Raw genomic sequence first — 24,519 nt, forward strand, 5'->3', positions numbered from 1 at the left:
ATCGACAAACGTCGTGTCTCAGGGGAGGGGCGGCGGCCCGCCGCCTCAGCCAACCGGCTCGACGTCGACCTCGACGCTCAGGGTCGAGGTCTCGGCGTCGGTGAAGATCACGCCCTTGAGTGGCGGCACGTCACCGTAGTCGCGCCCCCACGCGACGGTGACGTGCCGGTCGCCCACGCGCACGTCGTTGGTCGGGTCGACCGCGAGCCAGTGCCCGCCCGCCTCGCCCGGCACCCAGACCGCGAGCCACGCATGGCTGGCGTCGGCGCCGACGACCCGGTCGTGCCCCGGAGGGGGCAGCGTCGAGAGGTAGCCGCTGACGTAGCGCGCCGCGAGACCGTGCGCCCGCAGCCCCGCGATCGCCAGCTGCGCGAAGTCCTGGCACACCCCCGCCCGCGTGGACAGCACGTCGGCGATGGTGCTCGTGACGGTGGTCGCGGTGGCGTCGTAGTCGAAGTCGGTGAAGATCCGGTGCACGAGGTCGTCGACCGCCTCGCCGAGGGGCCGGCCGGGCGCGAGGGAGTGAGCGGCATACGCGCCGGCCGCTTCGGTGAGCTCGACCTGCGGTGAGGGCAGGGTGAGGTCGACTGCGCGCCAGGCGCCCGGCAGGTCGGCCCGGCTCGCCGGCTGCGCCAGCTCCCACGGCACGGCCAGGGCATCGCGGTCGTAGGCCGTGGGCAGCACCTCGACCTCGCTGCTGCCGGTCACGACCAGCTCGCGGTGCGGGGTCGTCACCTGGAAGAAGAGCGCCGAGTTGCCGTAGTGGTCGGTGTCGTCGGAGCGGTCGGAGGGGTAGGGCCTGATGGTCACCGTCGACGAGAGCGGGGTCTGCCAGGGCAGCGTGCGGGGGGTGAGGTAGGCGATGCCGAGGCTGTCGTTGACGTCGTCGTCGTAGCCGTAGGTGGTGCGGTGCGTGATGCGATACCTCATCGCAGCCTCCGACCGGCGCCGAAGGCCCGGGGCGCGGGCGCACCGACCAGGTGGAACTGCGTGACAGCGTCGCCCAGGCGGGTCAGGTGCTCGTGCAGCCCCCCCAGATAGTGCTCGAGGTTGGGTCGGGTGGCCCCCCCGATGGTGACGAGCGTGGCGACGTCGAGATCGTCGAGGTGCTCGCACAGGTCGTCGAGCAGCCGCTCGGGTCGGGTGGAGCCGGTCGACGTCGGCAGGGCGGCCAGGTGCTCGCGCAGGGCGGCGAGGGCGAAGTGGAGCGAGCGAGGGTTGGTGTCGTCCTTGAGCAGCAGGTCGAGCACGGTCGAGGGCCGCACCGTGCCCCGGAACCGCCGCTGGTGGGTGACCGAGCTCTCCGAGGCGGCGAGCACGACCGCCAGCACCGTGCGGTCGACCTCGAAGCCGCGCCGCTCCGTGGTCGAGCGCAGCATGATCGACAGCTGGAGCGCGCGCTCCAGCGCCCGGCCGGCCTCGAGCAGGTGCCAGCCCGGGTCGCGCACCATGTTGGCCATGACGCCGTAGAGGGCCAGGCAGCCGCTGAGCATGCGCCCGGCGGAGTCGGCCGTCTGGTGGCTGCGCTGGGTGCGGGCCAGCGCTCCCTCGGCGCGGTCGATGACGGCGAAGGCGCGCCACACGTCGCCGGAGAGCTGGTCGCGCACGCCCTCGGCGGCCTCGCGGGCCCCGTCGAGCGACTGGGCCACGGACCCCACCCGGCCGCGGTCGGTGAGGAGCTCGCGGAAGTACGCCTCGAGGTCGCCGGCCCGGTCGGGGGGGCCGGCGAGGCGGGTGTGTGCGTCGACGAGCACCTGCAGGCCCCGACCCTCGCTCGAGTGCGGCTGGCCCTGGGAGCCGTCGGCGAGGGGGTGGCAGGCGACGATGAGCCGTAGCAGGGTCTCGGCCCGCTCCGCGTAGCGGCCCATCCAGTAGAGGTGCTCGAGCGCTCGCGGTACCGCCGGGGTGAGGGCCTGGTTCGCGGTCAGCGGCAGCACGTCGCCGAGGCCCTGGTCGCTCTGCGCCGCCTCGGCCTTGAGCACCCACACGTCCTTTGTCGGGGCCGGGCCGAGGTGGGCGTCGAAGACGTTGCCCGAGACGAGACCGCCGACGAGGGGGCGGTAGGCCGAGCCGTAGCGCAGCGCGAAGGTGCGCATGGTCACCGGCTCCGGGGCGACGGTGAAGCCGTCAAAGACGGGCGCGCTCGACAGGGTCGGTCGCTGCTGCCCGACGTAGCGGTGGGGTGCCGCCCCCACCTGCGCCCGGATCTCGTCGTCGGTGCCGGTGAGGGGGGTGACGCTGTCGATGGCCCGCACGTGCAGCGCGTCGGGGTGCTCGAGCACCCGCGCGAGGCCCTGCGGCTCACCGCACCACCAGGTCGGCAGCGAGCCCAGCCGCAGCGGCTCGCTCAGCAGCAGGTCGCAGGCGCCCTCGAGGTAGGGCAGCAGGGCCGGGCTCTCGAGCACCTGCGAGCCGAGGCCGTTGACGATGCGCACGTTGCCCCGACGCACCACCTCGACCAGGCCCGCCACCCCGAGCTGGCTCTCGGCCCGCAGCTCGAGGGGGTCGCTCCACGCGGCGTCGACGCGGCGCAGGATGACGTGCACCGGCTCGAGCCCGCCCATGCTGCGCAGCCACACCCGGCCCCCCCGCACGGTCAGGTCGCTGCCCTGCACGAGGGGGAAGCCGAGGTTGCTGGCGATGAAGGCCTGGTCGTAGGACGTCTCGCTGTGGGTGCCCGGTGACAGCACCACCACCTGCGGGTCGGCGACCTCCTCGTCGGCGCTCTGGATCAGGGCCGAGCGCAGGGCACTGAAGAAGGGCCCCATCCGGTGCAGCACGGCCTCGCGGTAGAGCTCGGGCAGCACCCGCGACATCACGCGACGGTTCTCCATCGCGTAGCCCAGCCCCGAGGGGGCCTGGACGCGGTCGGCGAGCACCTGCCACTCACCGGTGGGGTCGCGTCCGAGGTCGGTGGCGGTCAGCACGAGCGGGCGGGGGTCGCGCATCGACGGTCGGGCCATCAGCCGCAGGTAGCCCGGGTGCCCGAAGACCACCCCCGGCGGCACGACCCCCTCGGAGATCAGCCGCTGCTCGTCGTAGACGTCGGTCATCACCGCGTTGAGCAGCTCGGCCCGCTGGGCCAGGCCGGTCTCGAGCACGGCCCACTCGACCGCGTCGATGACCAGTGGCATCGGGTCGAGCCGCCACGGGCCGGGATCCTCGCCCGGCCGCGCGTAGGTCACGCCGTCGTTGGCCAGGAAGCGCTTGATGTCGTGGTCGACCCGGCGCAGGTCGTCGTCGGTCAGCCGGACGGCGACCTCGGCGAGCCCCTTCCAGGCCGGGCGCAGGGACCCGTCGGGCAGCACGACCTCGTCGTAGGCCGCGGCCCCGCCGCCCAGGGTCGGCTGGCCGAGGCTCTGGGCATACTCCGTGAGGACGGGGACAGCGGTCAAGGCGAGCCCGGGTGCCCGTCGGCCCCACGGGCGGCGTCAGTGGTGCCCCGGCCGCCGACCGCCCCGGCCGCCCCGACGGTCTGGGCCTTCTCGGTGGTCTGGGTCGTGACGCTCGACGCCATCATCCGCGGGTCGGAGCGGGGGTCGACCGCCGTCTCGCCGATGGGCCGCGCCGTCCGGGGGACGGCGCGCCGCAGGTCGAGGGTGCGGGGGTACTCCGCGCTCGCGGCGGCCCGTCCGGTCTCGCGCAGCGCGGCGATGTCGAGCCGGCCCGGGGTGTGCCCGCGGGGCTCGAAGCGGCTGGAGCGGCGCGACTCGGCCTCGTTGGCGTTGATCGGGGGGTGGTCGTAGCTGCGGCCGCCGGGGTGGACGACGTGGTAGGTCGCGCCGCCGACGGAGGTGGCCGAGGCGATGTCGACGACGTCGACGTGCAGCGGCGAGTGCACCTCGATCGAGGGGTGCAGGGCCGACCACGGCTGCCACGCGCGGTAGCGCACACCGGCGTAGTACTCACCGGCCACGCCGGTCGGGGTCAGGGGCACCGGCACACCCTGACAGGTGACGAGGTGCTGCTGGGGCGAGATGCCGGTGACCCGCACCTGCAGCCGCTCGACCGAGCTGTCGACGTAGCGGGCGGTGCCGCCAGCGGTTGCCTCCTCGCCGAGCACGTGCCACGGCTCGATGGCCGAGCGCAGCTCGAGCTCGATGCCACCGGTCAGCCGCGTCATGCCGATGCGGGGAAAGCGGAACTCGGTGAAGGGGTCGAGCCACGACGCCTCGAAGGGCAGCCCGTGAGCGCGCAGGTCGGCGACGACCTGCGCGATGTCGCGGGTCGCACCCTGCGGCAGCAGGACGTCGTCGTGCAGGGCCGTGCCCCAGCGCACGAGGTCGCCGCGGTCGGGTGACTCCCAGAACATCGTGACGAGGCAGCGCACGAGCAGAGTCTGCAGGAGAGCCATCTGGGGGTGCGGGGGCATCTCGAAGCCGCGCAGCTCGAGCAGGCCGAGCCGCCCGCGCGAGGAGTCGGGGGAGTACATCTTGTCGATGCAGAACTCGGCCCGGTGGGTGTTACCGGTCAGGTCGGTGAGCAGGTGGCGCAGCGCTCGGTCGACCAGCCACGGGCGGGGGTCGCCGCCGAGGTCCTCCGCCTGGGCGGTCAGGCGGTCGATCTCGGCGAGCGCGATCTCCATCTCGTAGACCGCCTCGGGGCGGCCCTCGTCGAAGCGCGGCGCCTGGCTGGTCGGGCCGATGAAGCGGCCGGAGAAGAGGTAGGACAGCGAGGGGTGGCGCTGCCAGTAGCGCACGAGGCTGGCCAGCAGGTCGGGGCGGCGCAGCATCGGGGAGTCGACCGGCTGCCGTCCACCGAGGGTGATGTGGTTGCCGCCACCGGTGCCGGTGTGCAGGCCGTCGTTGTCGAACTTCTCCGTCGTGAGCCGGGCCTGGCGGGCCTCCTCGTACAGGGTGGTGGTCAGCTCGCGCTGCTCCGCCCAGCTGCCCGTCGGCTGCACGTTGACCTCGATGACCCCGGGGTCGGGGGTGACCGTCAGGCGGGTCAGGCGCGGGTCGGGCGGCGGGCCGTAGCCCTCGAGGACCACCGGTACGCCCAGGGTCGCCGCCGTGCCCTCGACCAGACGCAGGAGGAGGGCGTAGTCGTCGAGGCGCTCGGTCGGCGGGAGGAAGACGTGCACGAAGCCCTCGCGGGCCTCGACCGTCAACGCTGTGGTCGGCTGCTCCTCGGGGTCGACGACCGTGACGACGGGCAGGTCGACGAGCAGCGGCGGGCCGGCGACGAGATAGCTCGGCTCACCCTGGTAGTCGGGGTCGGTCCACGCGATGGCATCGAGCGGCAGGCGCAGGCCGACCGGCGACGAGCCCGACTGCAGGACCAGCCGGCCGCGGCGGAAGCTCCACTGCGGCGAGGTCCACTCGTCGCCCGTGACCAACGGCAGCACCCACCCGGCGGGCTCGGTCGTCTGGGCGTCCAGGGCGGCGACCACCGCGAGGTCGGGGTCGAGGTCGCCGGCGTCGGGCGGTGGGCCGGCGGGCTGCCGGACGTGCTCGCTGAGGGTGGCGAAGGGGTCTTCGTACGCCGGGAGGACGGCCTCGGGAGGTAGGCCGAGCACCCTCGCGATCTCGGCGGCGACGGTGCGGGCGCGCGCCGGCGCATCGTCCTGCGCGGTGTCGGGGGCCCACGGGTCGGCGAGCAGGGACGGGTCGCTCCACAGCGTCGTGCCGTCGGCCAGCCACTGCAGGTCGACCTGCCAGCGGGGTAGCGGCTCACCGGGATACCACTTGCCCTGGCCGCGGTGCACGGCCCCGCCGACGGCATATCGGGCGCGCAGCCGCTCGGCCAGGTCGCCCGCGAGCCGGCGCTTGTCATCGCCGTCGGCGTCGGTGTTCCACTGGGGCGAGACCATGTCGTCGAGCGCGACGAAGGTGGGCTCGCCGCCCATCGTCAGGCGCACGTCGTCGGCCTCGAGGCGTCGGTCGACCTCCTCGCCCAGGGCGTCGATGCGCTGCCACTGGGCGTCGGTGTAGGGCTTGGTGACCCGCGGGTCCTCGTGGATGCGGGTGACCTCGTTGTGGAAGGAGAAGGTCACCTCGACCGGCTCGCTCAGGCCCTCGATCGGCGCGGCGGATGACGGGTGCGGCGTCGCCGACAGGGGGATGTGACCCTCGCCGGCGAAGAGGGCCGACGTCGGGTCGAGCCCGACCCAGCCCGCGCCGGGGATGAAGACCTCGGTCCACGCGTGCAGGTCGGTGAAGTCGGCGGTCGGCCCGCTGGGTCCGTCGAGCGAGGCCTGGTCGGCGCTCAGCTGCACGAGGTAGCCCGAGACGAAGCGCGCGGCCAGGCCGTACTGCCGCAGCAGGGAGACCAGCAGCCACGCGCTGTCGCGGCACGAGCCGATCGCCCGCGTCAGCGTGGTGTCGGGGGTCTGGACGCCGGTCTCCATGCGCACGGAGTAGGCGACGTCGTTGTGCACCGCGGTGTTGAGCTGCGAGAGCCAGGTGACGGTCTCGACGCCCTCGGCGGGCAGCGGCGGCAGAGCCGCGAGCCAGCTCGTGACGACCGGGCCGGGGGTGTCGGCGTCGGCCGGGGTCGCGTTCTCGCCGACGGGTCGCAGGTAGGGCGCGAGGTCGGCCGCCAGCGAGGCTTCATACGTGAAGGGGAAGCGCTCGGCGTAGTCCTCGATGAAGAAGTCGAGGGGGTTGATGACCATGAGGTCGGCGACGAGGCCGACCGTGATGTCGAGCTGGGTGACCTTCTCGGGGAAGACGATGCGGGCCAGCCAGTTGCCGAAGGGGTCCTGCTGCCAGTTGAGGAAGTGGCCCTCGGGCTTGATGTCGAGGGAGTAGGCCTCGATCGGAGTGCGCGAGTGGGGGGCGGGGCGCAGGCGCACCACGTGCGGCCCCAGCACCACCGGGTGCGCGAAGTCGTACGTCGTGCGGTGCTCGAGGGCGACCTTGATCGACATGCGGGCAGTATTGCCGAGACGGGTGACAGCCGCGTTACCAAGACCATCTAGTGGGTAGCTCACCGTCGCCGGTTACCGGCCGACCCGCGTCCGCTCAACCCACCTTCGGGCCCGGTCGTGGCGGTAGCGTCTGCTTCGCGACGAGCCCGAACCCCTACCGCGGGGGCAGCACGGGGTTCGGGGCCTCGCCGGGGTCGTTGAGGGACCTCGCCGTCAGGGGCGGGCCAGCGACGCCAGGAGCTCCACCGACGCGCGGACGATCGCCGACTGCGCGGTCGCGCGGTCGGTCGTCGGGGTGCCGTCACCCGGCTGCGGCCCGTAGTCGCCGAAGAACGCGTGCACCCCTCCGTCGACCGCCGTGTAGGCCGTGTCGGCCGGTAGGTCGGGTCGGCTCGCGTCGATGTCGGCCGGGGTCGCGAGCCCGTCGCGGGTGCCCGAGACCGAGGCCACGCGCAGACCGCTGTCGGCGAGCGACCCGAGCGGGTAGGACGCCCACAGCAGCAGGCCGGTCACGCGTGGGTGCTGGCCACCGGCATACGACGACGCCGCGACCCCGCCGAGGCTGTGGCCGCCGACGGCCCAGTGCGCCACCTCGGGGTGCGCGGCGACGATCGCGTCGGGCGCGCCGATCGCGGTGAAACCGATGTCGAGGGGCTGCTTGACGACGACCACGAGGTAGCCGCTGGCCGCGATCCGCGTCATCAGCGGCAGGTAGGCGCGCGGGTCCACCCGGGCGCCAGGCTGGAAGACCAGCCCTGTGGAGGCCGACCCGGCGCGTGGCGTGAGCGTGATCGTCGTCGCGCTGTCGCGGACGGCGACCTCGCCCGACCCCGCGAGGGCCGCGATGGCCGCGGAAGTGCCGGGGAAGGGCACGAGGTAGACCGTCGACCCGACCACCACGGCGGCGAGCAGACCGGCCAGGACGCGCCCGGTGACGACCGCCCCGCGCCGTCGTCGGGGCAGCCCCGGCCCGCGACGCAGGTCGTGCAGAGCGCCGGCGAGCAGCAGCACCCCGGCGAGCGCACCCACGGCCAGCAGCACGGCGTAGGCCGGGTGGCCGGCCCGGATGGTGTCGAACCGCAGGGCGGTGACCACGCCCGCGACGAGCAGGAGCGGCAGACCGAGGACGACTCTCCATGCGGCTCGACGCCGGGGGTTGCGCTTGCGCTCCACGGGACTGGTCGCGGCAGCAGCCTCAGCGCTCATGAGCAGGAGTATGCAGCGCCGGGTGCCGGTGCGGGTCGCCAGCACCGGACCGCAGGACGGGGACGGCACCTTCTGCGCGAGGCCCTCAGGCCCCGAATCGTGACTCCAGCTCGCTGATCTCGGGCAGCCCGACGGTGGCGGTGAAGTCGTCGAAGGCGGGCAGCTCGACCGCCCGGGGCGTGCCGTCGCGCTTGATCGCCTCGAGCACCGTCTGCACCGCCGCGGTCGCCGCGAGCAGGGTGGCGATGGGGTAGATCACGAGGCTGAAGCCGAGCTCGGCGACCCGCTCCAGCTCGAGCGGCGGGGTGCGCCCACCCTCGGCGGCGTTGAAGACGAGGGGGGCGACCCCGGCCAGCTCGCGGGCGACCCGCTCGATGTCGGCGACGCTCGTCGGGGCCTCGACGAAGAGCACGTCGGCCCCGGCCTCGGCGTAGGCGCGGGCCCGGGCGATGGCTGCGTCGAGGCCCTCGACGGCCGCGGCGTCGGTGCGGGCGATGAGCACGAGGTCGGGGTCTCGGCGGGCGGCCACCGCGGCCCGGATCTTGCCCACCATCTCGGCCGTGGGCACGACCTCCTTGCCGGACATGTGCCCGCACTTCTTCGGCGTCACCTGGTCCTCGAGGTGCAGCCCGGCCACCCCCGCCTGCTCCCACATGCGCATGGTGCGCACGACGTTGACCGCGTTGCCGTAGCCGGTGTCGGCGTCGACGACCACCGGCACGTCGACGGCGTCGACGAAGCGCCGCGCCTGGTCGGCCATCTCGGCCGCGCCGAGCAGCCCGACGTCGGGGCGCCCGAGCAGCGACGCGGTCGCGCCGAAGCCGGTCAGGTAGACGACGTCGAAGCCCGCCTGCTCGACCAGCCGCGCCGAGAGGGCGTCGTAGGCGCCGGGGGCCACGAGCGGCGTGGGGGCGGCGATGAGCTCGCGCAGCCGGCGGCGCGCGGCCGACGGGCTGCCCGTCGGCGCGGCGGGGTCGGGGAGGAGCGTGCCCATGGTGACCTCCGGGGTCGTGAGGCGGGTCGGTGCAGACAGGTGTCCAGACTTGCATGCAGTGGGATGGTGCTGCGGGAAAACGTACGCCCGAAACCCTTGTGGGTCCAGCCTTCCCGGCCTAGATTGCACACAATCACCGATCCGGACGGGAGGCGCGCATGACAGCCCTCCCGTCCGGCACGGCCACCGACCGGGTGGTCGACACGCTGCGCGAGCTGATCCTCCACGGCGACCTCGTCCCTGGGGCGCGGCTCGGCGAGGTGGAGCTCGCTGACCGCCTCGGGGTCAGCCGCACCCCCGTGCGCGAGGCGCTGTCGCGGCTCGGCGCCCTGGGTCTGGTCGACACGGCGCCCAACCGGGGGGCGCGGGTGGCGACCTGGAGCACCGCCGAGCTCGAGATGGTCTTCGACCTGCGCACCGCCCTCGAGCCGCGGCTCACGGCGCTCGCCGTCCCGCGGGCGACCCCCGACGACGTCGGCGACCTCGGGCGGCTGGCCGAGGCGACGGTCGCGGTCGGGCGCCCCGGCTCCGGTCAGGACCTCGACGCCCTCGTCGGGGCCAACCGCGCCTTCCACGACCGCATCGTCGAGGTCGCCGGGCACCCGGCGCTGGCCGGGGCGCTCGCCACGGCGATCCAGACGCCGCTGCAGCGACGCAACTTCCATGCGTACGACGAGCTGGCCCTGCGGCGCAGCCTCGCCCACCACGTCGAGATCGTCGACGCCTTCCGCGCGCGTGACGAGGCCTGGGCCGCCGCCGTCATGACCGCCCACATCCGGCACGCGCGCACCGTCATGGTGCGCACCACGACCTTACTGGCCGACCCGCCCCCAGCAGCCCCAGCAGCCCCAGCAGCCCCAGCAGAAGGAGCACCCTCATGAGCTACCGCCTCGGTGTCGACGTCGGGGGCACGTTCACCGACGTGCTCCTCGTCGACGAGGACAGCGGGTCGACGTGGCGGGCCAAGACCGCCTCGACCCCGCAGGACCAGGCCGTCGGGGTGCTCCACGGCATCTCCCGGGTCTGCGAGGACGCCGGCATCTCGCTCGCCGAGGTGGGCCAGGTGCTGCACGGGACGACGGTCGCGACCAACGCGATCCTCGAGGGCAAGGGCGCCACGGTCGGGCTGGTGACGACGCAGGGCTTCCGGCAGGTGCTGCAGATCGCCCGGTCCTACGTGCCCGGCGGCCTCGCGGGGTGGATCATCTGGCCCAAGCCGGAGCCGCTCGCGGCGCTGGAGCACACGGTCGAGGTGGGCGAGCGCATCGCCAGCGACGGCGCCGTCATCCGCGCGCTCGACGACGACGACGTGCGCGCGGCCCTCGGCCGGCTGCGCGGCAACGGCATCGAGGCGCTCGCCGTGAGCCTCATCAACTCCTTCGCCGACCCGACCCACGAGCGGCGCATCCGCGAGATCGCGGCCGAGGTGCTGCCCGGCATCCCGGTGTCGCTGTCGTCCGACGTGCTGCCCGAGCTGCGCGAGTACGAGCGGACCGTCACCACGGTGGCCAACGGCTACGTCCAGCCGCAGGTCAAACGCTATGTCTCGACGCTCTCGCAGCGGCTGCGCGAGGGCGGTCTCGAGGCCGAGCTGGCCATCCTGCGCAGCGACGGCGGCCTCTCGTCGGCCGACGCGGCCATCGACGCCCCGGTGACGATGCTGCTGTCCGGCCCGGCCGGAGGGGTGACGGGGGCGGTGTGGGTCGCCGAGCAGTGCGGCTACCGCGACCTCATCACCTTCGACATGGGCGGCACCTCCACCGATGTGGCGCTGGTGCAGGACCTCTCGCCCCGCATCGGTCGCGAGACCAAGGTCGGAGACCTCACCGTGCGCGCCTCCAGCGTCGACGTGCGCACGGTCGGTGCCGGTGGTGGCTCGATCGCCCACGTGCCCCAGCTGACCAGGGCGCTGCGCGTCGGGCCGCAGTCGGCCGGCGCGGATCCCGGGCCAGCCGCCTACGGCAAGGGCGGCACCGAGCCGACCGTCACCGACGCCAACGTCGTGCTCGGCTACCTGCCCTCCGACCTCGCCGGCGGTGAGATCCGGCTCGACGTCGACGCGGCCCGCACGGCGGTCGCGACCGTGGCCGACGCGATGGGTCTGCCCTCACCCGAGGCCGCCGCCGCGGGCATCATCGACATCGTCAACGAGAACATGCTGGGCGGTCTGCGGCTGGTCTCGGTGCAGCAGGGCTTCGACCCGCGCGACTTCGCCCTCGTCGCCTTCGGCGGCGCCGGGCCGCTGCACGCCAACGCGCTCGGCATCCTCACCGGCGCCTGGCCGGTCATCGTGCCGCCGTCGCCCGGGGTCCTCTGCGCGCTCGGCGACGCGACGACCTCGCGCCGCGACGAGTCGGCCCGGACCGTGCTGCGACGCTTCGCCGACCTCACCGGCGACGAGCTGGCGCAGGTGCTGGCGGAGCTCGCCGACGACGCCGGCGCCCGGCTCGAGGCCCAGGGTCTGGCCCGCGCCGACCAGACCGTCACCCACACCGTCGACGTGCGCTTCCACGGCCAGGGCTTCGAGATCCCGGTGACGGTCGACCCGGCGTGGCTGACCGACGGGGGCCGCACCACCGCCCTGGCGTCGCTCGGCACGACCTTCGACGGCGAGCACGAGCGGCTCTTCGGCTTCCTGCTCACCGTCGACCACGAGCTGGTCAACGCCCGCGCGACCGTGAGCGGGCCCCGCCCCGAGGTCGCCGCGACCACGCTCGACGACACCACCGGCCCGCCGCAACCGGTGAGCACCACGCAGATCCACGTCCTGGGCGCTGCGGTCGAGGCGGCGGTCTACGACCGGGCCAGCCTGCGAGCCGGTGACGTGCTCACCGGCCCGGCGATCGTCACCGAGATGGACTCCACCACGCTGCTCCTGCCCGACCACACCGCGACGGTCCACCGCTCCGGCAGCCTGCTCATCAACCCCACGTCGACTGCACCCACCACTCCCACAGCCACGACGGAGGCCTGAGATGGCACGCATCATCGAGACCGCATCGGGCCCGCTGTCGGCCCTCGACGCTCCGGTCGACCCGGTCACCCTCGACCTGATCGAGAACGGCCTGCGCAACGCCCGCTACGAGATGGACGAGGTGCTCTTCCGCACCGCCCTGTCGCCCGGCATCCGCGAGCAGCACGACGAGTTCCCGCTCATCGCCGACCGCGACGGCAAGATGGTCGTGGGCCAGTTCGGGCTCTCCATACCGGACTTCCTCGCCGGCTACGACGGCACGATCGAGGAGGGCGACGTCATGCTCACCTCCGACCCGTATGCCTGTGGCGCGGCGATCAGCCACGCCAACGACTGGCTCGTCGTCGTCCCGATCTTCCACGAGGGGCGCGTCGTCGGGTGGGCCTCGATGTTCGGCCACATGAGCGACGTCGGTGGCAAGACGCCGTCCTCGATGCCGACGGACGCCCGCACGATCTACGAGGAGGGCGTGGTCATCCCGCCCTTCAAGCTCTACGCCAAGGGCGTCGTCAACGAGGACGCCCTGCGCATCGTGCTCAACCAGGTGCGCATGCCCGACTGGAACCGCGCTGACCTCAACGGCCTCGTGGCCGCCTGCCGCACGGCGTCGCGTCGGGTGGTCGAGATGTGCGAGCGCTTCGGCACGGCGACCTACCTCACCGCGCTCGACGCGCTGCTGCAGCGCAACTACGACGCCATGAAGGTGCTGCTGGCGATGGTCTTCGAGGACGGCAAGACGCTGTCCTTCACCGACTACATCTGCGACGACGGCGTCGGCAACGGGCCCTACGAGCTCAAGCTGTCGCTGACCCGCACCGGCGAGAAGGTGCACCTCGACTTCACCGGCTCCAGCCCGCAGGCCGTCGGCCCGATCAACTACTACATCAACGAGAACCTCACCCGGATGTTCTTCGGCATCTACATGATCACCGTCGCCGACCCGCAGATCCTGTGGAACGACGGGTTCTACCCGCTGGTCGACGTGACCATCCCCGACGGGTCGTACTGGAAGCCGAAGCACCCAGCCGCGCTCTCCGGCCGCAACCACGGCATCGGCCGCGTCTTCGACCTCTTCGGTGGCCTGCTCGGGCAGACCAACCCGGCCCTGCTCAACGCCGCCGGCTTCTCCTCCAGCCCGCACTTCATGTACTCCGGGCACTACACGACCGGCGACCGCGCGGGCGAGTGGTTCCAGCTCTACTCCATCGGCTTCGGTGGCATCCCCGGCCGCCCGCTCGGCGACGGCCCCGACGGGCACTCGCTGTGGCCGAGCTTCGTCAACATCCCCTGCGAGTACCTCGAGTCGTACTACCCGCTGCGCATCGAGAAGTGGGAGACCATCGCCGACACCGGTGGCGCGGGCCTGCACCGCGGGGGCAACGGCGTCGACGTCGCCTACGTCTTCGAGGAGCCCGGCGCCATCGCCATCCACGACGACCGCTGGCTGACCTACCCCTGGGGCGTCAACGGCGGCACCCCCGGCGCCCGCGGCACGAAGTGGGTCGAGCGGGTCGACGGCACGCGTCAGGTGCTGCCGAGCAAGTGCCACGACGTACCGGTCGCCGCCGGTGACGTGCTGCACTTCGTCACCTGGGGTGGGGGCGGTTGGGGCGACCCCCTCGAGCGCGACCCCGCGCTGGTCGCGCTGGAGGTGCGACGGGGGCTGGTCAGCGCCGAGGGCGCGAGCCGGTACGGCGTCGTCCTGGCCGGCGACGGTGCCGTCGACGACACCGCGACCGCCGCCCTGCGCGACGAGCTGCGGGCCGGCCGCCCGGCAGAGCTGCCGGTCTTCGACATGGGCCCGCCCCTCGACGAGATCCTCGCCCGGTGCGAGGAGGAGACGGGTCTGCCGGCGCCGAAGCGACCGGTCTGGGCGAGCTGAGCCGGGCGCCGGCGTGTCGGAGGTGAACGGATCCACCGTGGGGCCGCTGGGGCCTCACGGCGGGTCCTTCTCCGGCCGGGTCGGGTGGGGCACGCGCCCCGCCCTGCTCGTGGTCGACCTCTGCCGCGCCTACACCGAGCCCGACGGGCCCTTCGCGCTGCCCGACGTGGGCCCCGTCGTGGAGGCCAACCGGACCCTCGTGGCCGCCGCGCGGGGGGCAGGCGTCCCGGTCGTCTGGACGGCGGTGCAGTATGCCGCTGACCTCTCCGACGGTGGCCTCTTCCTTCGCAAGGTGCCTGCGCTGGCGGCGTTCGCCGACGGGGCGGCCGGCGGCTGGGGTGAGCTGACGATCGCTCCCCTGGTCGAGGAGGTCGTCGTGGTCAAGCAGTACGCCTCGGCGTTCACCGGGCTGGTGCAGGGCGACCCGACCGGAGGCCGGGCCGCCGACGGCGGTGGGCTCGCGGCTCACCTGGACCGCCTGGGCGTCGACACCGTGGTGGTGACCGGCGTGTCCACGTCGGGGTGCGTGCGAGCGACCGCCACCGACGCCCTGACCCACGGCCTGCACGCACAGGTCGTGGCCGACGCGTGCGGCGACCGCACGGTCGCGTTGCACGAGGCCAACCTCGCCGACCTCGACGCGAAGTACGCCGACGTCGTGTCGCTCTGTGACGCGCTGGCCCACCTCCAGCCGTGACCGCGCTCGAGCCCTCGGGCGAGCCGTCTTTCAGCGGCCGTCCGACAGGGCGTACTGCCAGACCGTCGCCCCGTCGACGCCCTCGACGACCTCGACGACCGTCGGCATCTCGCCGGGCGTGCGCGCCCCCGTGCAGATCTCGGTACCGCCGAGGGTGCGGCCGGCGACGGCCCAGCCCGCCGGCACCGCTCACCCAGAGCACCCGCTCGATGCGGGTGCCGATCAGGACGACGAGGAGCAGCAGGCTCGCTGCGACGAGGATGCGCCTGGTGTCGAGCCGTCCTGCGGTCGTCCTCACGTCGCCACCGTCAGGAGTGGTCGCGTGAATCCCGCGTGAATTGGGAGGCGGATCGGCCCGCGGGGAGGCACGATAAGAGCAACGACGCGAGAAGGGGCGCAGGAGATGACCGAGGTGATGATCCTCAACGCCTCCTACGAGCCCCTCGGCGTCGTCTCGGTCAAGCACGCGATCGGCATGCTCGTGCGCCAGGTCGCCGTGGTCGAGGAGGCCATCGAGGGCCAGATGTTCGGCCCCTACCAACGCCCGCGGGTCGTGCGCCTCATCCGATACGTCGCCGCCAAGTGGCTCTACCGCGATGCCGGATGGAGCAAGCGCAGCGTCCTCAAGCGCGATCGTCACCGCTGCGCCTACTGCGCGGGCAAGGCCACGACGGTCGACCACGTCGTGCCCATCTCGCGCGGCGGCGCCTCGTCGTGGCTCAACACCGTCGCGTCCTGCTCGCCCTGCAACAACCGCAAGGGTGACAAGAGCGCGCCCGAGGCGGGGCTGCGGCTGCACTGGGAGCCGTGGGTGCCGCGCCACGTCGACCTCGTGGCGTGACCGCTCCGACCCCGCCCCAGCTCGCGCCGAGGGACCCGGTGGGAGACGCACTGAGAGGTCACCATGCCTCGTATGCCGTGTCGTTCGGGTCGGCGCTGCGCTACCACCCCGACATGGGGCCCTTCGCCGCCCTCGCGCCCGACCCCGGCCCCGGCGACTGGGCCGACCTCGCGCGGCTGGTGGGGCCGGACGACGGTGTGGCGCTGATGGAGCCCCCGCCGCTGCCCGACGGGTGGTCGGCGCCGATGACCTTCCGCACGCTCCGGATGGCGTCTCCGGGGCCGGGGCCGGGGCCGGGGCCGAAGGCACCGCGGGTGAGCGGCGACGACGGCGAGGTGGTGGCTCTCCATACGGAGTCGGACGGCGATGAGGTGACCGACCTCGTGCGGCGCACCGAACCCGGGCCCTTCGGTCCGCGCACGATGGAGCTCGGCCACTTCCTCGGGGTGCGGCAGCAGGGGCGGCTGGTCGCGATGGCCGGCGAGCGGATGCACCCCCGGGGGTGGACCGAGATCAGCGCGGTGTGCACCGACCCCTCGGCTCGGGGTCAGGGCCTGGCCTCGAGGCTCGTCGCCGCCGTCACGGCCGGGATCCACGCCCGCGGCGAGGGCGCCTTCCTGCACGTGCTCGCGACCAACCAGGGTGCGGCGCGCGTCTACGCAGGCCTCGGCTTCACCGTGCACCGGACCCTCGACATCGTCGTCGTCCGCCCACCCGCCTGACCCCCCCACCCCCCCTGCTGCGTTCCGAACTAGGGAAACCCGCTGTTCTGACCCCCGCTTCACCCTGGAACCAAGGGTTTCCCTAGTTCGGAACGCGGGGGCGGGGGGCGGGGAAGGCGGGGGCGGGGGGCGGGGGTCAGGCGTCGGGGTTGCGCTTGACGATCGCTGCGGTCAGCGTGGTCGCGAAGGCGACCCAGGCGGCATACGGGGCGAGGAGGGCGCCCGAGGTGGGGTCGTGCCGGGCGCTGCGGCGCAGCAGGTCGATGGTCGACACCTCGAGCAGGAGGATCTCGGCGAGGGCGAGCTTCGGCCGCTTGGCGGTGAAGAAGACCCAGGTCCAGCCGATGTTGAGCACGAGGTTGATCCCCAGGGCCACCTGGTAGCGGCGCCGATCGCCCGGGTCCTCGATGCGGTCGATGGTACGCGCCGACGCGACGGCGATGAGTGAGTAGAGCGTGGTCCACGCCGGGCCGAAGACCCAGCCGGGCGGCTCCCACGCCGGCTTGGTGAGCCGGGCGTACCAGGCCGACCGCACGTCGGTGCCGAGGCCGCCGACGACGGCCGTGGTCACGAGCGCGGCACCCGTCACGGGCAGGGAGCGGGGGAGCGTGGCGGTCATGGTCGTCGAGGTCCTCAGGTCGGGGGTGGGGTGGCAGACGGTCAGGTGCCGCTGATGGCCTTCAGTCGCTCGAGCGCCTCGCGCCGCTCGACGGCGTGGTCGACGATCGGGGCCGGGTAGTCGTCGGGCGGCTGAGGCAGCGACCACGGTGCGTGCACCGCCGCTCCCGGTATGCCGCGCAGCTGCGGCACCCAGCGGCGCACGTAGTCGCCGTCGGGGTCGAACTTCTCGCCCTGGGCGACGGGGTTGAAGACGCGGAAGTACGGCGCTGCGTCGGTGCCCGTGCCGGCCGTCCACTGCCACCCGTGCTGGTTGTTGGCCAGGTCGCCGTCGATGAGGTGGTCCATGAAGTGCTGCGCCCCCTGGGTCCACTCCAGGTGCAGGTCCTTGACCAGGAAGGACGCCACGACCATCCGCACGCGGTTGTGCATCCAGCCCTCGGCGAGCAGCTGACGCATGCCCGCGTCGACGATCGGATAGCCGGTCTCGCCCCGCTGCCACGCCGAAAACCGTTGCGCAGCAACGTCACCGGTGTCGTACTGCATGTGCTTGAACGCCGGCTTGAGGTAGTCGTGCGCGCTGCTCGGCCAGTGGTGGAGCACCTGGGCGTAGAAGTCGCGCCAGCAGATCTGGCGGCGATAGGCCTCGTGGGCCAGGTCGAGATCGGCGAGGATCGTGCGCGGGTGGATCGTGCCGAGCTTGAGGTGCGGCGACATGCGCGACGTCTCGTCGATGTCGGGCCGGTTGCGCTGCTTCGGATACCGGCGAAGACCGTTCTCGCAGAACAGCTTCCACGCTTCGTGGGCCGCGACCTCGCCCGCGGGCGGCAGCTCTGCGTCGACGGCCGGGTCGTCGGGGATCCCGTCGCCGTCGACGACCAGCCACGACACGTGGGCCGGGTCGGAGTCGGCCGGCCGCCGCCACCCGTGCTCGCTCCACGCGCGGTAGAAGGGTGTGAAGACCTTGTAGGGCGTGCCGTCACCCTTGAGCACCCGGCCGGGGGCAACGGCATACGGGCTGCCGGTGGGCACGAGCGGCACCTCGCCGAGCGCCTGCGCCACCCGGGCGTCGCGGCGGGCGCCGTACGGCGCGTAGTCGGCGCTGATGTGCACGGCCGTGGCGCCGATCTCGCGCGAGAGGGCGGGCACAACCTCGTCGGGTCGGCCGGTGCGCACGACCAGACCGCCGCCGTGGCTCTCGAGGTCGGCGTGCAGCGCCCTCAGGGTGCGCAGGAGATATGCCGTGCGGGGTGCCCCGCTGCGATGCAGCAGCTCGTCGTCGAGCACGAAAAGCGCTGTCACCGGGCCCTGCTCGGCCGCCGCCATGAGCGCGGCGTGGTCACGCAGCCGCAGGTCGCGGCGGAACCACAGGACGGAGGGGGCCGGCTCAGCCACGGGGACGCTCGTGCCGGTCGTTGTCCTGCTCGTCGGCGATGGCCTGCTCGAAGAGCGGCGGCAGGTAGCGCAGCATCAGCACGGACCAGGTCAGGTGGGTCAGGGCTGGGGCCTGCACCCCGCCCGAGGCGCGCCGCTGCACCCCGAAGAGGGTGCCCATGACGGCAGCGGCAGCAATCAGCGCCGGGTTGCGCGTGGCGAGGGTGGCCGCCGTGTAGAGCGCGGTCGAGGTGGCCACGGGGTGCTCGTCACCGACGGTGGCGAAGAGCGCCCCCCGGAAGAACAGCTCCTCACCGATGCCGTTGGCGCACGTGGTGAGGACGACCAGCGGCAGGTCGCCCTCGTCGGCGAAACGCAGGATGTTGCCGATCGCGCTCTCCAGGAACGGGATCTGCCGGGCGACCAGGGCCAGACCGTAGAACGTGCCGAAGGCGGCGACGCCCGTCATCACCGGGGTGACGATCGGCAGGCGCGTGATGTCGTCGCGTCCGCGGATGCGGCCCACGTGCAGGGGCCCGGAGGCGAAGGCGCCGATGGTCCAGGTCGCGGCGACGGCTCCGGTGGCGAGGTAGAACCGGCCCGAGCCCGGCTTCGTCGACAGCGACAGCCCCAGCAGCCCTGCGCCGGTGAGGCCGACGGCGGTCACGACGCGCTTGCGGCGCGAGATGACCGACTCGCTCTCACTGGGCACCACCGGCGTCTGCTCGGTGATGGGCAGCGGCAGCCACCCGACGATGTGGCGGGCCTGGCGGCGCACCCGGTCGAACGCACTCACGCCTTGTCCTCCTGCTTCAGCCGCTCCTTCCGCTCGGCCAGGGCGGTGCGAACGGCGTCGTCGTACCCCATCGGCTCGAAGGGCACGAGACGGCGGATGGAGTCGTCGCGCACGACGACCTCGTTGCCCATCGAGTCGATGAGCGAGCGTGCGGTCTGTCCGTCGACGTCGGTGACGAAGCTCAACCACCGCGACGACAGCGACGGCGTGAGCAGGGGCACGGGCACGAGCACGAGGGGACGGCCCTGCACGTCGGCGACCCGCTTCATCATCGTGGCGTAGCGCAGCACCTCGGGGCCTCCGATGTCGAAGGCCTCCCCCGAGGCGCCCTCGAGCCCGAGCACCCCGATGAGGTAGCGCACGACGTCGTCGATCGCGATCGGCTGCGTTCTGGTCTGCACCCACTTGGGCGTGATCATCGCCGGCAGGTGCTCGACGAGCTGTCGGGTCAGCTCCCAGGAGATGCCCTCGTCGCCGACGATGATGCCCGCGCGCAGCGTCGTGACGGGCACCTGGGCGTCGGCGAGCAGCTGCTCGACCTCGCGGCGGCTGCGCAGGTGGGCCGACAGGTCGTCGCGGTCGTCGCCGAGGCCGCCGAGGTAGATGATCTGGCCGATCCCGGTGGTGCGGGCCGCTCGCCCGAACGACCCGGCGGCCTGCGCGTCCTTGGTCTCGAAGTCGGCGCTGTCGAGCGAGTGCACGAGGTAGTAGGCCGCCTCGCAGCCCTCCATCGCCGTGACGATCGAGCTCTCGTCGTCGACGTCCCCGAAGACGGCGGTGCCCGGCCCGTGGTAGACACCCGGATTGCGGGTCATGGCGACGACGTCGTGGCCGGCCTCGACGAGAGCGGGGGTGAGTCGTCGACCGACGAAGCCGGAGGCCCCTGCGACGAGGACCTTCACGAGCAGCACAGGCGGTAGGCGGTCACCCCACCAACCTCCCACAGCCACGCTCCCCCCGCAGCAGTGACCCGGCCCTACAGTGCTTGTCACAGCCGACGAGCACGCTCCGGGCCCCCCCGGCGCCTGCCCCACCCGCGAGGAGCCCCATGAGATACGTCAAGAACGCCTGGTACGTCGTCGCCTGGTCGACCGAGGTCGCCCGTGACCCGGTCTCGCGCCGCGTGGGTGACGACCCGCTGGTCCTCTTCCGCACGCAGGACGGCACGGCCGTCTGCCTCAGCGACCGCTGCGCCCACCGGGGCTACCCGCTCTCGGCCGGCCGCGTCGTCGGCGACTCGGTCGAGTGCGGCTACCACGGCTTCACCTTCGGGTGCGACGGTGTCTGCACGCGGGTGCCCGGCCAGTCGACCGTCCCCGGCAAGGCCCGCGTGCGCACCTATCCCCTGCACGAGAAGGACGGCTGGGTCTGGGTCTGGACCGGTGACCCCGCCCTCGCCGACCCGGCCGCCCTGCCCGACACGCACTGGATGACCGACCCCGGGTGGGCGACGGTCACGCACTCCTACCGCTTCGAGTGCCGCGCCGACCTGATCCACGACAACCTGCTCGACCTGACCCACGAGTCGTTCATTCACCGCACCACGGTCGGCGACGACTACATCTACGAGCACGGCATCACCGTCGAGGTCGACGGCACCACCGTGACGGTCGACCGGCTCATGCCGGGCGTCGAGGCGCCTCCCCTGTATGCCGCCACCATGGGCATCGAGGGTCTCTACGACCGCTTCCATGCCACGCAGTTCCACGTGCCTGGGCACCTGACCCTGCACTCCGGCATCACCGGGCAGGGCCGGCCTCGCGAGGAGGGCTACCTCATCAAGGTGCTCAACGCGGTCACCCCGCTCGACGAGCACACCGCCCACTACTACTACGCCTTCTCCCGCAACTTCGCCGTCGACGACGACGCCGCCACCGAGGAGCTGCGCACCGGCCTCGGGGTCGTGCTCGACGAGGACGCCGAGGCGCTGCGGCTGCAGGAGCTCGCCCTCGCCTCCCGCCCGCCGGGGGAGCGCGACCGGCTCGTCGCGCAGGATGCCGGCGTGGCCAAGGCCCGCCACGTCATGGCGCGCCTGCTGGCCGCCGAGTCGCCCCTGCCGACGGCCTGACGTGTGGCTCCTGGTGCGGGCCAACGCCGTCGCCGAGGCCCCTGACGGCTCGGCGACCCTGGCCGCGAGCCCCGACTCCGGCGAGCGGGACGACACCTGGCGGTGGAGTGTCATCCGCCGCCGGGACGCCGCCGGCGCCCTCGAGGTCGTCGCCGAGACCGACCCGGCCCACGTCGTCGTGGTGGCGCAGGAGCGGCCCGTCCGCGCCGCCGCCGCGGTCGTCCTCGACCGGGCTGCGGGGGAGGCGATCGTGCTCACCGTGCTCGCGGGCCGCCACCTCGCCCAGCACACCGGCGGGCCGTGGCGGCGGCTGCTCGGCGAGGGCGACGTCCTCGTCGTCGAGGGCGAGCAGGCCGACTCCGTCACCGTCACCGGCGTCAGCAGCGGTCGGCTCAGCGTGGTCCGGCTCAGCGCCACGAGCCGGCTGCCGCTGCGGTGGTCGCCGTGACGGCGTGAGTACCGGTCGTCGGTCGGTCGGTCGGAACGGGCCAGCAGGCCGCGCCCTCACCCCCCCGTCAGATCGTGAAGGCCTGAATGCTCAGCTGATGCACCGAGGCAGCGGCACAGGCGTCGACGGCATACGGCACATAGGCCGCGCTGGTGGTGCCGGGCAGGTAGACCCGGAAGCCAGCAGCCTGGGTGAGGTCACAGGTCGGGCCGTAGTTGGCGGCCTGCGCGACCAGGATGAGGGCTACTGCGGTCTTGCCCGGCTCGAGGCGGATCAGGGGGCTGGGGACGACGGGGGCGCGGTCGGCGGGCGCACCGATCTGCTTGCCCGTGCCGGGGGCGACGAACGACACCCCGGCGTAGCCCTGCGTGACGCACGGCGTGGTGCCGGTGTTGCTGACCACCAGCCGGAGCCCGACGTGCCCCGCGGATGCCTGCCCGGCCTCGATGCGGATGGTCGTCTGCGCGGGCTGGCAGGTGGGCAGGCCCGAGGCGCCCTGGTCGGCGCCGGCGGGGGCGCCGGTCCCACCGGAGGGGGTGGTCGCCGGTGTGCTGCTCGGCGAGGCGCTGGTCGCGCTGGGGCTGCCGGACGCATCCGTGCTGGGAGGCAGCGTCGCCGTCGGCATGGGCCCGGATCCGACCGCCCCCACTGTGCCGGTCGTGTCGCTCCCACCACTGCTGGTGCAGGCCGCGAGACCCACGAGGGCGAGCGCCGCGACCGCCGCGCCGCCCGAGACGGACAGGCGGCGCCGGGTCGAGCGGGTCAGGAAGTCTGGATGACGCACGGTGGGTCCCCTTCGAGCGATGACGAGCCGGTGGGCACCACTCACGCGGTGCGGGAGGTGCCGGACTTTCCGGTCACCGAGGCTACACAGGTGCCCACCGCCACCAGTCGACCACGGGCCGCAGAGGCGCCGGGGGCGGGGGGTGGGTCAGGCGCCCTCGGCGGTCGCCGGCACGACGACGGGACGCACCCGGGCCCACGTCGCGAAGGCGACGGAGACGACGACCATGGCGACCCCGGCATACAGGTTGGCGTTGACACCACCGGTCTTGGCCGTCTCGGGGTCACCGAAGAGGCCCATGGCCACCAGGACGACGCCGTAGATGCCGAGGAGCCCGGCGATGATGTTGCGGATGTCGAAGGCGCCGGCGCGGTGGTTGCCGGTCGAGTCAGGCGAGTCCGGCGTGTCGGTCGAGTCGGTCACGGGGTTCCCTTTCTGGGGGGTCAGGCGAAGATGGTGTTGAGCACGACGACCATGCCGAGGGCCACGAGCGCGAGGGGGATCGTGCGGCGGAACCACGGGAAGGTCTTCTCCTGCGGGTCGACGAGGTCCTCGCGCGGCGTCTCGGAGTAGACCAGGCCGCGCAGCTCGCTCACCGGTTTGGGGGTCGTGACGAGCGAGACGCCGACCGAGACCGCGACGTCGACCACGAAGGCCGCCGCAGCCGCGACGAAGGCCGCGCCCTGCCCCGCCAGCGGGATGACGCCGAGGCTGGCCGCGCCGAAGGCGTCCTGGCTGAGGAAGGCCACCGCGACGGCCGAGGCCGTGCCGCTGACGAGGCCGACCCAGCCGGCGGTCGGCGTCATCCGCCGCCAGAACATGCCGACGATGAAGGTCGCGAAGAGTGGCGCGTTGAAGAAGCCGAAGAGCGTCTGGATGTAGTCCATGACGTTGGAGAACGAGCTGGCGAAGAAAGCCGTGAAGATGGCGACGACCGTCGCGCCCACGGTCGCCAGACGGCCGATCCGCAGGTAGTAGTCGTCGTGGTGGTCGGGGCGCACGTAGCGCTGCCACAGGTCGATGCTGAAGACGGTGTTGAAGGCCGAGATGTTGGCCGCCATGCCCGCCATGAAGGCGGCGAGCAGGCCGGCGATCGCCACCCCGAGCAGCCCGTTGGGCAGGATGTCGCGCATCAGCAGCAGGATCGCGTCGTTGTACTTCACGGTGCCTGATGCGCCGCCGGACGGCGAGCCGCCGTCCTTCAGCTGCTGGATCTCGGGCACGAGCACCGCAGCGACCATGCCGGGGATGATGACGACGAAGGGGATGAACATCTTGGGGAACGCGCCGATGATGGGGGTCTTGCGCGCTGACGAGATCGAGCTGGTCGCCATCGCGCGCTGCACCTCGACGAAGTTGGTCGTCCAGTAGCCGAAGGACAGGACGAAGCCGAGGCCGAACACGATGCCGATGACCGACAGCACCGGGTTGTCGAAGCTCGACAGCGCCTGACCCGGCCACGAGTGCAGCTGCTGGTCGGCCGAGGCCACCTTCGCGTCGGCCGGGGCCGCGGCCGCCGCCGCGGTGATCTTGTCCTTGAGGCCGCTGTAGCCGCCGACGCGGTTGAGGCCGATCAGGGTGAGCGGCAGCAGCGCGGCGATGATGACGAAGAACTGCAGCACCTCGTTGTAGATCGCGGCGGAGAGGCCACCGAGCGTGATGTAGGACAGGACGACCGCGGCCGCCACGATGAGGGCCAGCCACAGCGGCCACCCGAGCAGGGCCTGGATGATCGACCCCAGCAGGTAGAGGTTGACGCCGGCGATGAGCAGCTGGGCCACGGCGAAGCTGAAGGCGTTGACCAGGTGGGCGCCGGTGCCGAAGCGCCGGAACATGAACTCCGGCACGGAGCGCACCTTCGAGCCGTAGTAGAAGGGCATCATCACGACGCCGAGGAAGAGCATGGCCGGGACCGCGCCGACCCAGAAGTAGTGCACGGTCGGGATGCCGTACTGAGCCCCGTTGGCGGACATGCCCATGACCTCGACGGCGCCGAGGTTGGCCGAGATGAAGGCCAGACCCGTCACCCACGCGGGCAGCGAGCGCCCGGAGAGGAAGAAGTCGACCGAGTCGGAGACCTGTCGTCGCGCGACGACACCGATGCCGATCACGAAGACGAAGTAGGTGGCGACCAGCGCGTAGTCGACCGGGGACGCGTTGATCAGCGTCGCCTGGGCGAGTGCGGGGACCGTCGTGGTCTGGTGCACGGGGCAGCTCCTGTGAGGGTGGGGCGGTCCCGGGATG

The 24,519-nt window shown here is 72.8% G+C and carries 21 protein-coding genes; 8 read left to right on the forward strand and 13 right to left on the reverse strand.

Features of this window, described 5'->3' with window-relative positions; all coding sequences use genetic code 11:
* Positions 1–45: 45 nt before the first annotated feature.
* From V3N99_11665 to V3N99_11685, 5 genes are all read right to left on the reverse strand, one after another.
* Positions 46–930 (reverse strand): transglutaminase family protein, encoded by an 885-nt coding sequence (locus V3N99_11665; protein ID MEO3937400.1) that lies wholly within the window; start codon positions 928–930, stop codon positions 46–48.
* Positions 927–3,395, reverse strand: a complete 2,469-nt coding sequence (locus tag V3N99_11670) for a circularly permuted type 2 ATP-grasp protein (protein ID MEO3937401.1) — start codon at positions 3,393–3,395, stop codon at positions 927–929. Before V3N99_11670 ends, V3N99_11665 begins: the two co-directional genes overlap by 4 nt.
* Positions 3,392–6,871 carry a transglutaminase family protein gene (locus V3N99_11675; GenBank protein ID MEO3937402.1) on the reverse strand — a complete coding sequence of 1,160 codons (3,480 nt, stop codon included), beginning with the start codon at positions 6,869–6,871 and terminating at the stop codon, positions 3,392–3,394. The genes V3N99_11670 and V3N99_11675 overlap by 4 nt, the downstream gene beginning before the upstream one ends.
* A 213-nt stretch (positions 6,872–7,084) precedes the next feature.
* Positions 7,085–8,077 (reverse strand): alpha/beta hydrolase, encoded by a 993-nt coding sequence (locus tag V3N99_11680; protein ID MEO3937403.1) that lies wholly within the window; start codon positions 8,075–8,077, stop codon positions 7,085–7,087.
* 85 nt (positions 8,078–8,162) lie between these two features.
* Positions 8,163–9,071 carry an isocitrate lyase/phosphoenolpyruvate mutase family protein gene (locus V3N99_11685; protein MEO3937404.1) on the reverse strand — a complete coding sequence of 303 codons (909 nt, stop codon included), beginning with the start codon at positions 9,069–9,071 and terminating at the stop codon, positions 8,163–8,165.
* Between the two features lie 158 nt (positions 9,072–9,229).
* On the opposite strand from V3N99_11685, the gene V3N99_11690 reads away from it, so the two are divergent.
* Genes V3N99_11690 through V3N99_11705 form a run of 4 tightly spaced genes read left to right on the forward strand, consistent with a single transcriptional unit; the run spans position 9,230 to position 14,624 of the window.
* Positions 9,230–9,952 carry a GntR family transcriptional regulator gene (locus tag V3N99_11690; GenBank protein MEO3937405.1) on the forward strand — a complete coding sequence of 241 codons (723 nt, stop codon included), beginning with the start codon at positions 9,230–9,232 and terminating at the stop codon, positions 9,950–9,952.
* The gene (locus V3N99_11695) at positions 9,949–12,045 is read left to right on the forward strand and encodes a hydantoinase/oxoprolinase family protein (GenBank protein ID MEO3937406.1); all 2,097 of its coding nucleotides are present in this window, start codon (positions 9,949–9,951) and stop codon (positions 12,043–12,045) included. The genes V3N99_11690 and V3N99_11695 overlap by 4 nt, the downstream gene beginning before the upstream one ends.
* A gap of 1 nt (position 12,046) precedes the next feature.
* Complete coding sequence (locus V3N99_11700; GenBank protein MEO3937407.1) at positions 12,047–13,927, forward strand: hydantoinase B/oxoprolinase family protein; 1,881 nt, start codon at positions 12,047–12,049, stop codon at positions 13,925–13,927.
* Between the two features lie 22 nt (positions 13,928–13,949).
* Positions 13,950–14,624, forward strand: coding sequence for an isochorismatase family protein (locus V3N99_11705; GenBank protein MEO3937408.1), 675 nt, complete (start codon positions 13,950–13,952; stop codon positions 14,622–14,624).
* Positions 14,625–14,654: 30 nt separating this feature from the next.
* Here the strand turns inward: V3N99_11705 and V3N99_11710 are convergent, their stop codons facing one another.
* Positions 14,655–14,810 carry a hypothetical protein gene (locus V3N99_11710; GenBank protein ID MEO3937409.1) on the reverse strand — a complete coding sequence of 52 codons (156 nt, stop codon included), beginning with the start codon at positions 14,808–14,810 and terminating at the stop codon, positions 14,655–14,657.
* A 217-nt stretch (positions 14,811–15,027) separates the two neighbouring features.
* Between V3N99_11710 and V3N99_11715 the strand changes: the two genes are divergently transcribed.
* Together V3N99_11715 and V3N99_11720 are read left to right on the forward strand one after the other, a co-directional pair.
* Positions 15,028–15,465, forward strand: coding sequence for an HNH endonuclease (locus tag V3N99_11715; GenBank protein ID MEO3937410.1), 438 nt, complete (start codon positions 15,028–15,030; stop codon positions 15,463–15,465).
* Positions 15,462–16,187 (forward strand): GNAT family N-acetyltransferase, encoded by a 726-nt coding sequence (locus tag V3N99_11720; GenBank protein ID MEO3937411.1) that lies wholly within the window; start codon positions 15,462–15,464, stop codon positions 16,185–16,187. The genes V3N99_11715 and V3N99_11720 overlap by 4 nt, the downstream gene beginning before the upstream one ends.
* A gap of 136 nt (positions 16,188–16,323) precedes the next feature.
* On the opposite strand, the gene V3N99_11725 is transcribed toward V3N99_11720, so the two are convergent.
* Genes V3N99_11725 through V3N99_11740 form a run of 4 tightly spaced genes read right to left on the reverse strand, consistent with a single transcriptional unit; the run spans position 16,324 to position 19,886 of the window.
* Positions 16,324–16,806 (reverse strand): TspO/MBR family protein, encoded by a 483-nt coding sequence (locus V3N99_11725; protein MEO3937412.1) that lies wholly within the window; start codon positions 16,804–16,806, stop codon positions 16,324–16,326.
* A 41-nt stretch (positions 16,807–16,847) separates the two neighbouring features.
* On the reverse strand, positions 16,848–18,200 hold the full coding sequence (locus V3N99_11730; GenBank protein MEO3937413.1) for a deoxyribodipyrimidine photo-lyase: 1,353 nt from the start codon (positions 18,198–18,200) through the stop codon (positions 16,848–16,850).
* Positions 18,193–18,975, reverse strand: a complete 783-nt coding sequence (locus V3N99_11735) for a CPBP family intramembrane glutamic endopeptidase (GenBank protein MEO3937414.1) — start codon at positions 18,973–18,975, stop codon at positions 18,193–18,195. The genes V3N99_11730 and V3N99_11735 overlap by 8 nt, the downstream gene beginning before the upstream one ends.
* Positions 18,972–19,886 (reverse strand): NAD(P)H-binding protein, encoded by a 915-nt coding sequence (locus V3N99_11740; GenBank protein ID MEO3937415.1) that lies wholly within the window; start codon positions 19,884–19,886, stop codon positions 18,972–18,974. The genes V3N99_11735 and V3N99_11740 overlap by 4 nt, the downstream gene beginning before the upstream one ends.
* Positions 19,887–20,023: 137 nt before the next feature.
* On the opposite strand from V3N99_11740, the gene V3N99_11745 reads away from it, so the two are divergent.
* Both V3N99_11745 and V3N99_11750 read left to right on the forward strand, forming a co-directional pair.
* Entirely contained in the window at positions 20,024–21,043 is a 1,020-nt protein-coding gene (locus V3N99_11745) for an aromatic ring-hydroxylating dioxygenase subunit alpha (GenBank protein MEO3937416.1), read from the forward strand.
* Between the two features lies 1 nt (position 21,044).
* Positions 21,045–21,491, forward strand: coding sequence for a hypothetical protein (locus V3N99_11750; GenBank protein MEO3937417.1), 447 nt, complete (start codon positions 21,045–21,047; stop codon positions 21,489–21,491).
* 67 nt (positions 21,492–21,558) lie between these two features.
* Here V3N99_11750 and V3N99_11755 read toward each other — a convergent pair whose 3' ends face one another.
* The 3 genes from V3N99_11755 to V3N99_11765 all read right to left on the reverse strand — a co-directional run bounded on the left by V3N99_11755 (position 21,559) and on the right by V3N99_11765 (position 24,482).
* Positions 21,559–22,275: a DUF4232 domain-containing protein gene (locus V3N99_11755; GenBank protein ID MEO3937418.1), complete on the reverse strand. Its 717-nt coding sequence runs from the start codon at positions 22,273–22,275 to the stop codon at positions 21,559–21,561.
* A 147-nt stretch (positions 22,276–22,422) separates the two neighbouring features.
* Positions 22,423–22,698, reverse strand: a complete 276-nt coding sequence (locus V3N99_11760; protein ID MEO3937419.1) for a hypothetical protein — start codon at positions 22,696–22,698, stop codon at positions 22,423–22,425.
* A 20-nt stretch (positions 22,699–22,718) separates the two neighbouring features.
* Positions 22,719–24,482 carry a sodium:solute symporter family protein gene (locus V3N99_11765; GenBank protein MEO3937420.1) on the reverse strand — a complete coding sequence of 588 codons (1,764 nt, stop codon included), beginning with the start codon at positions 24,480–24,482 and terminating at the stop codon, positions 22,719–22,721.
* Between the last annotated feature and the right edge of the window lie 37 nt (positions 24,483–24,519).

This window comes from Dermatophilaceae bacterium Soc4.6 (assembly GCA_039889245.1).
GTDB lineage: Bacteria > Actinomycetota > Actinomycetes > Actinomycetales > Dermatophilaceae > Lapillicoccus.

Bases quoted from the DNA above. Each gene is read 5' to 3' on its own strand.
- V3N99_11665 (MEO3937400.1), bottom strand. From the start codon at position 930: ATGAGGTATCGCATCACGCACCGCACCACCTACGGCTACGACGACGAC.
- V3N99_11675 (MEO3937402.1), bottom strand. From the start codon at position 6,871: ATGTCGATCAAGGTCGCCCTCGAGCACCGCACGACGTACGACTTCGCG.
- V3N99_11680 (MEO3937403.1), bottom strand. From the start codon at position 8,077: ATGAGCGCTGAGGCTGCTGCCGCGACCAGTCCCGTGGAGCGCAAGCGC.
- V3N99_11685 (MEO3937404.1), bottom strand. From the start codon at position 9,071: ATGGGCACGCTCCTCCCCGACCCCGCCGCGCCGACGGGCAGCCCGTCG.
- V3N99_11690 (MEO3937405.1), top strand. From the start codon at position 9,230: ATGACAGCCCTCCCGTCCGGCACGGCCACCGACCGGGTGGTCGACACG.
- V3N99_11695 (MEO3937406.1), top strand. From the start codon at position 9,949: ATGAGCTACCGCCTCGGTGTCGACGTCGGGGGCACGTTCACCGACGTG.
- V3N99_11700 (MEO3937407.1), top strand. From the start codon at position 12,047: ATGGCACGCATCATCGAGACCGCATCGGGCCCGCTGTCGGCCCTCGAC.
- V3N99_11715 (MEO3937410.1), top strand. From the start codon at position 15,028: ATGACCGAGGTGATGATCCTCAACGCCTCCTACGAGCCCCTCGGCGTC.
- V3N99_11725 (MEO3937412.1), bottom strand. From the start codon at position 16,806: ATGACCGCCACGCTCCCCCGCTCCCTGCCCGTGACGGGTGCCGCGCTC.
- V3N99_11745 (MEO3937416.1), top strand. From the start codon at position 20,024: ATGAGATACGTCAAGAACGCCTGGTACGTCGTCGCCTGGTCGACCGAG.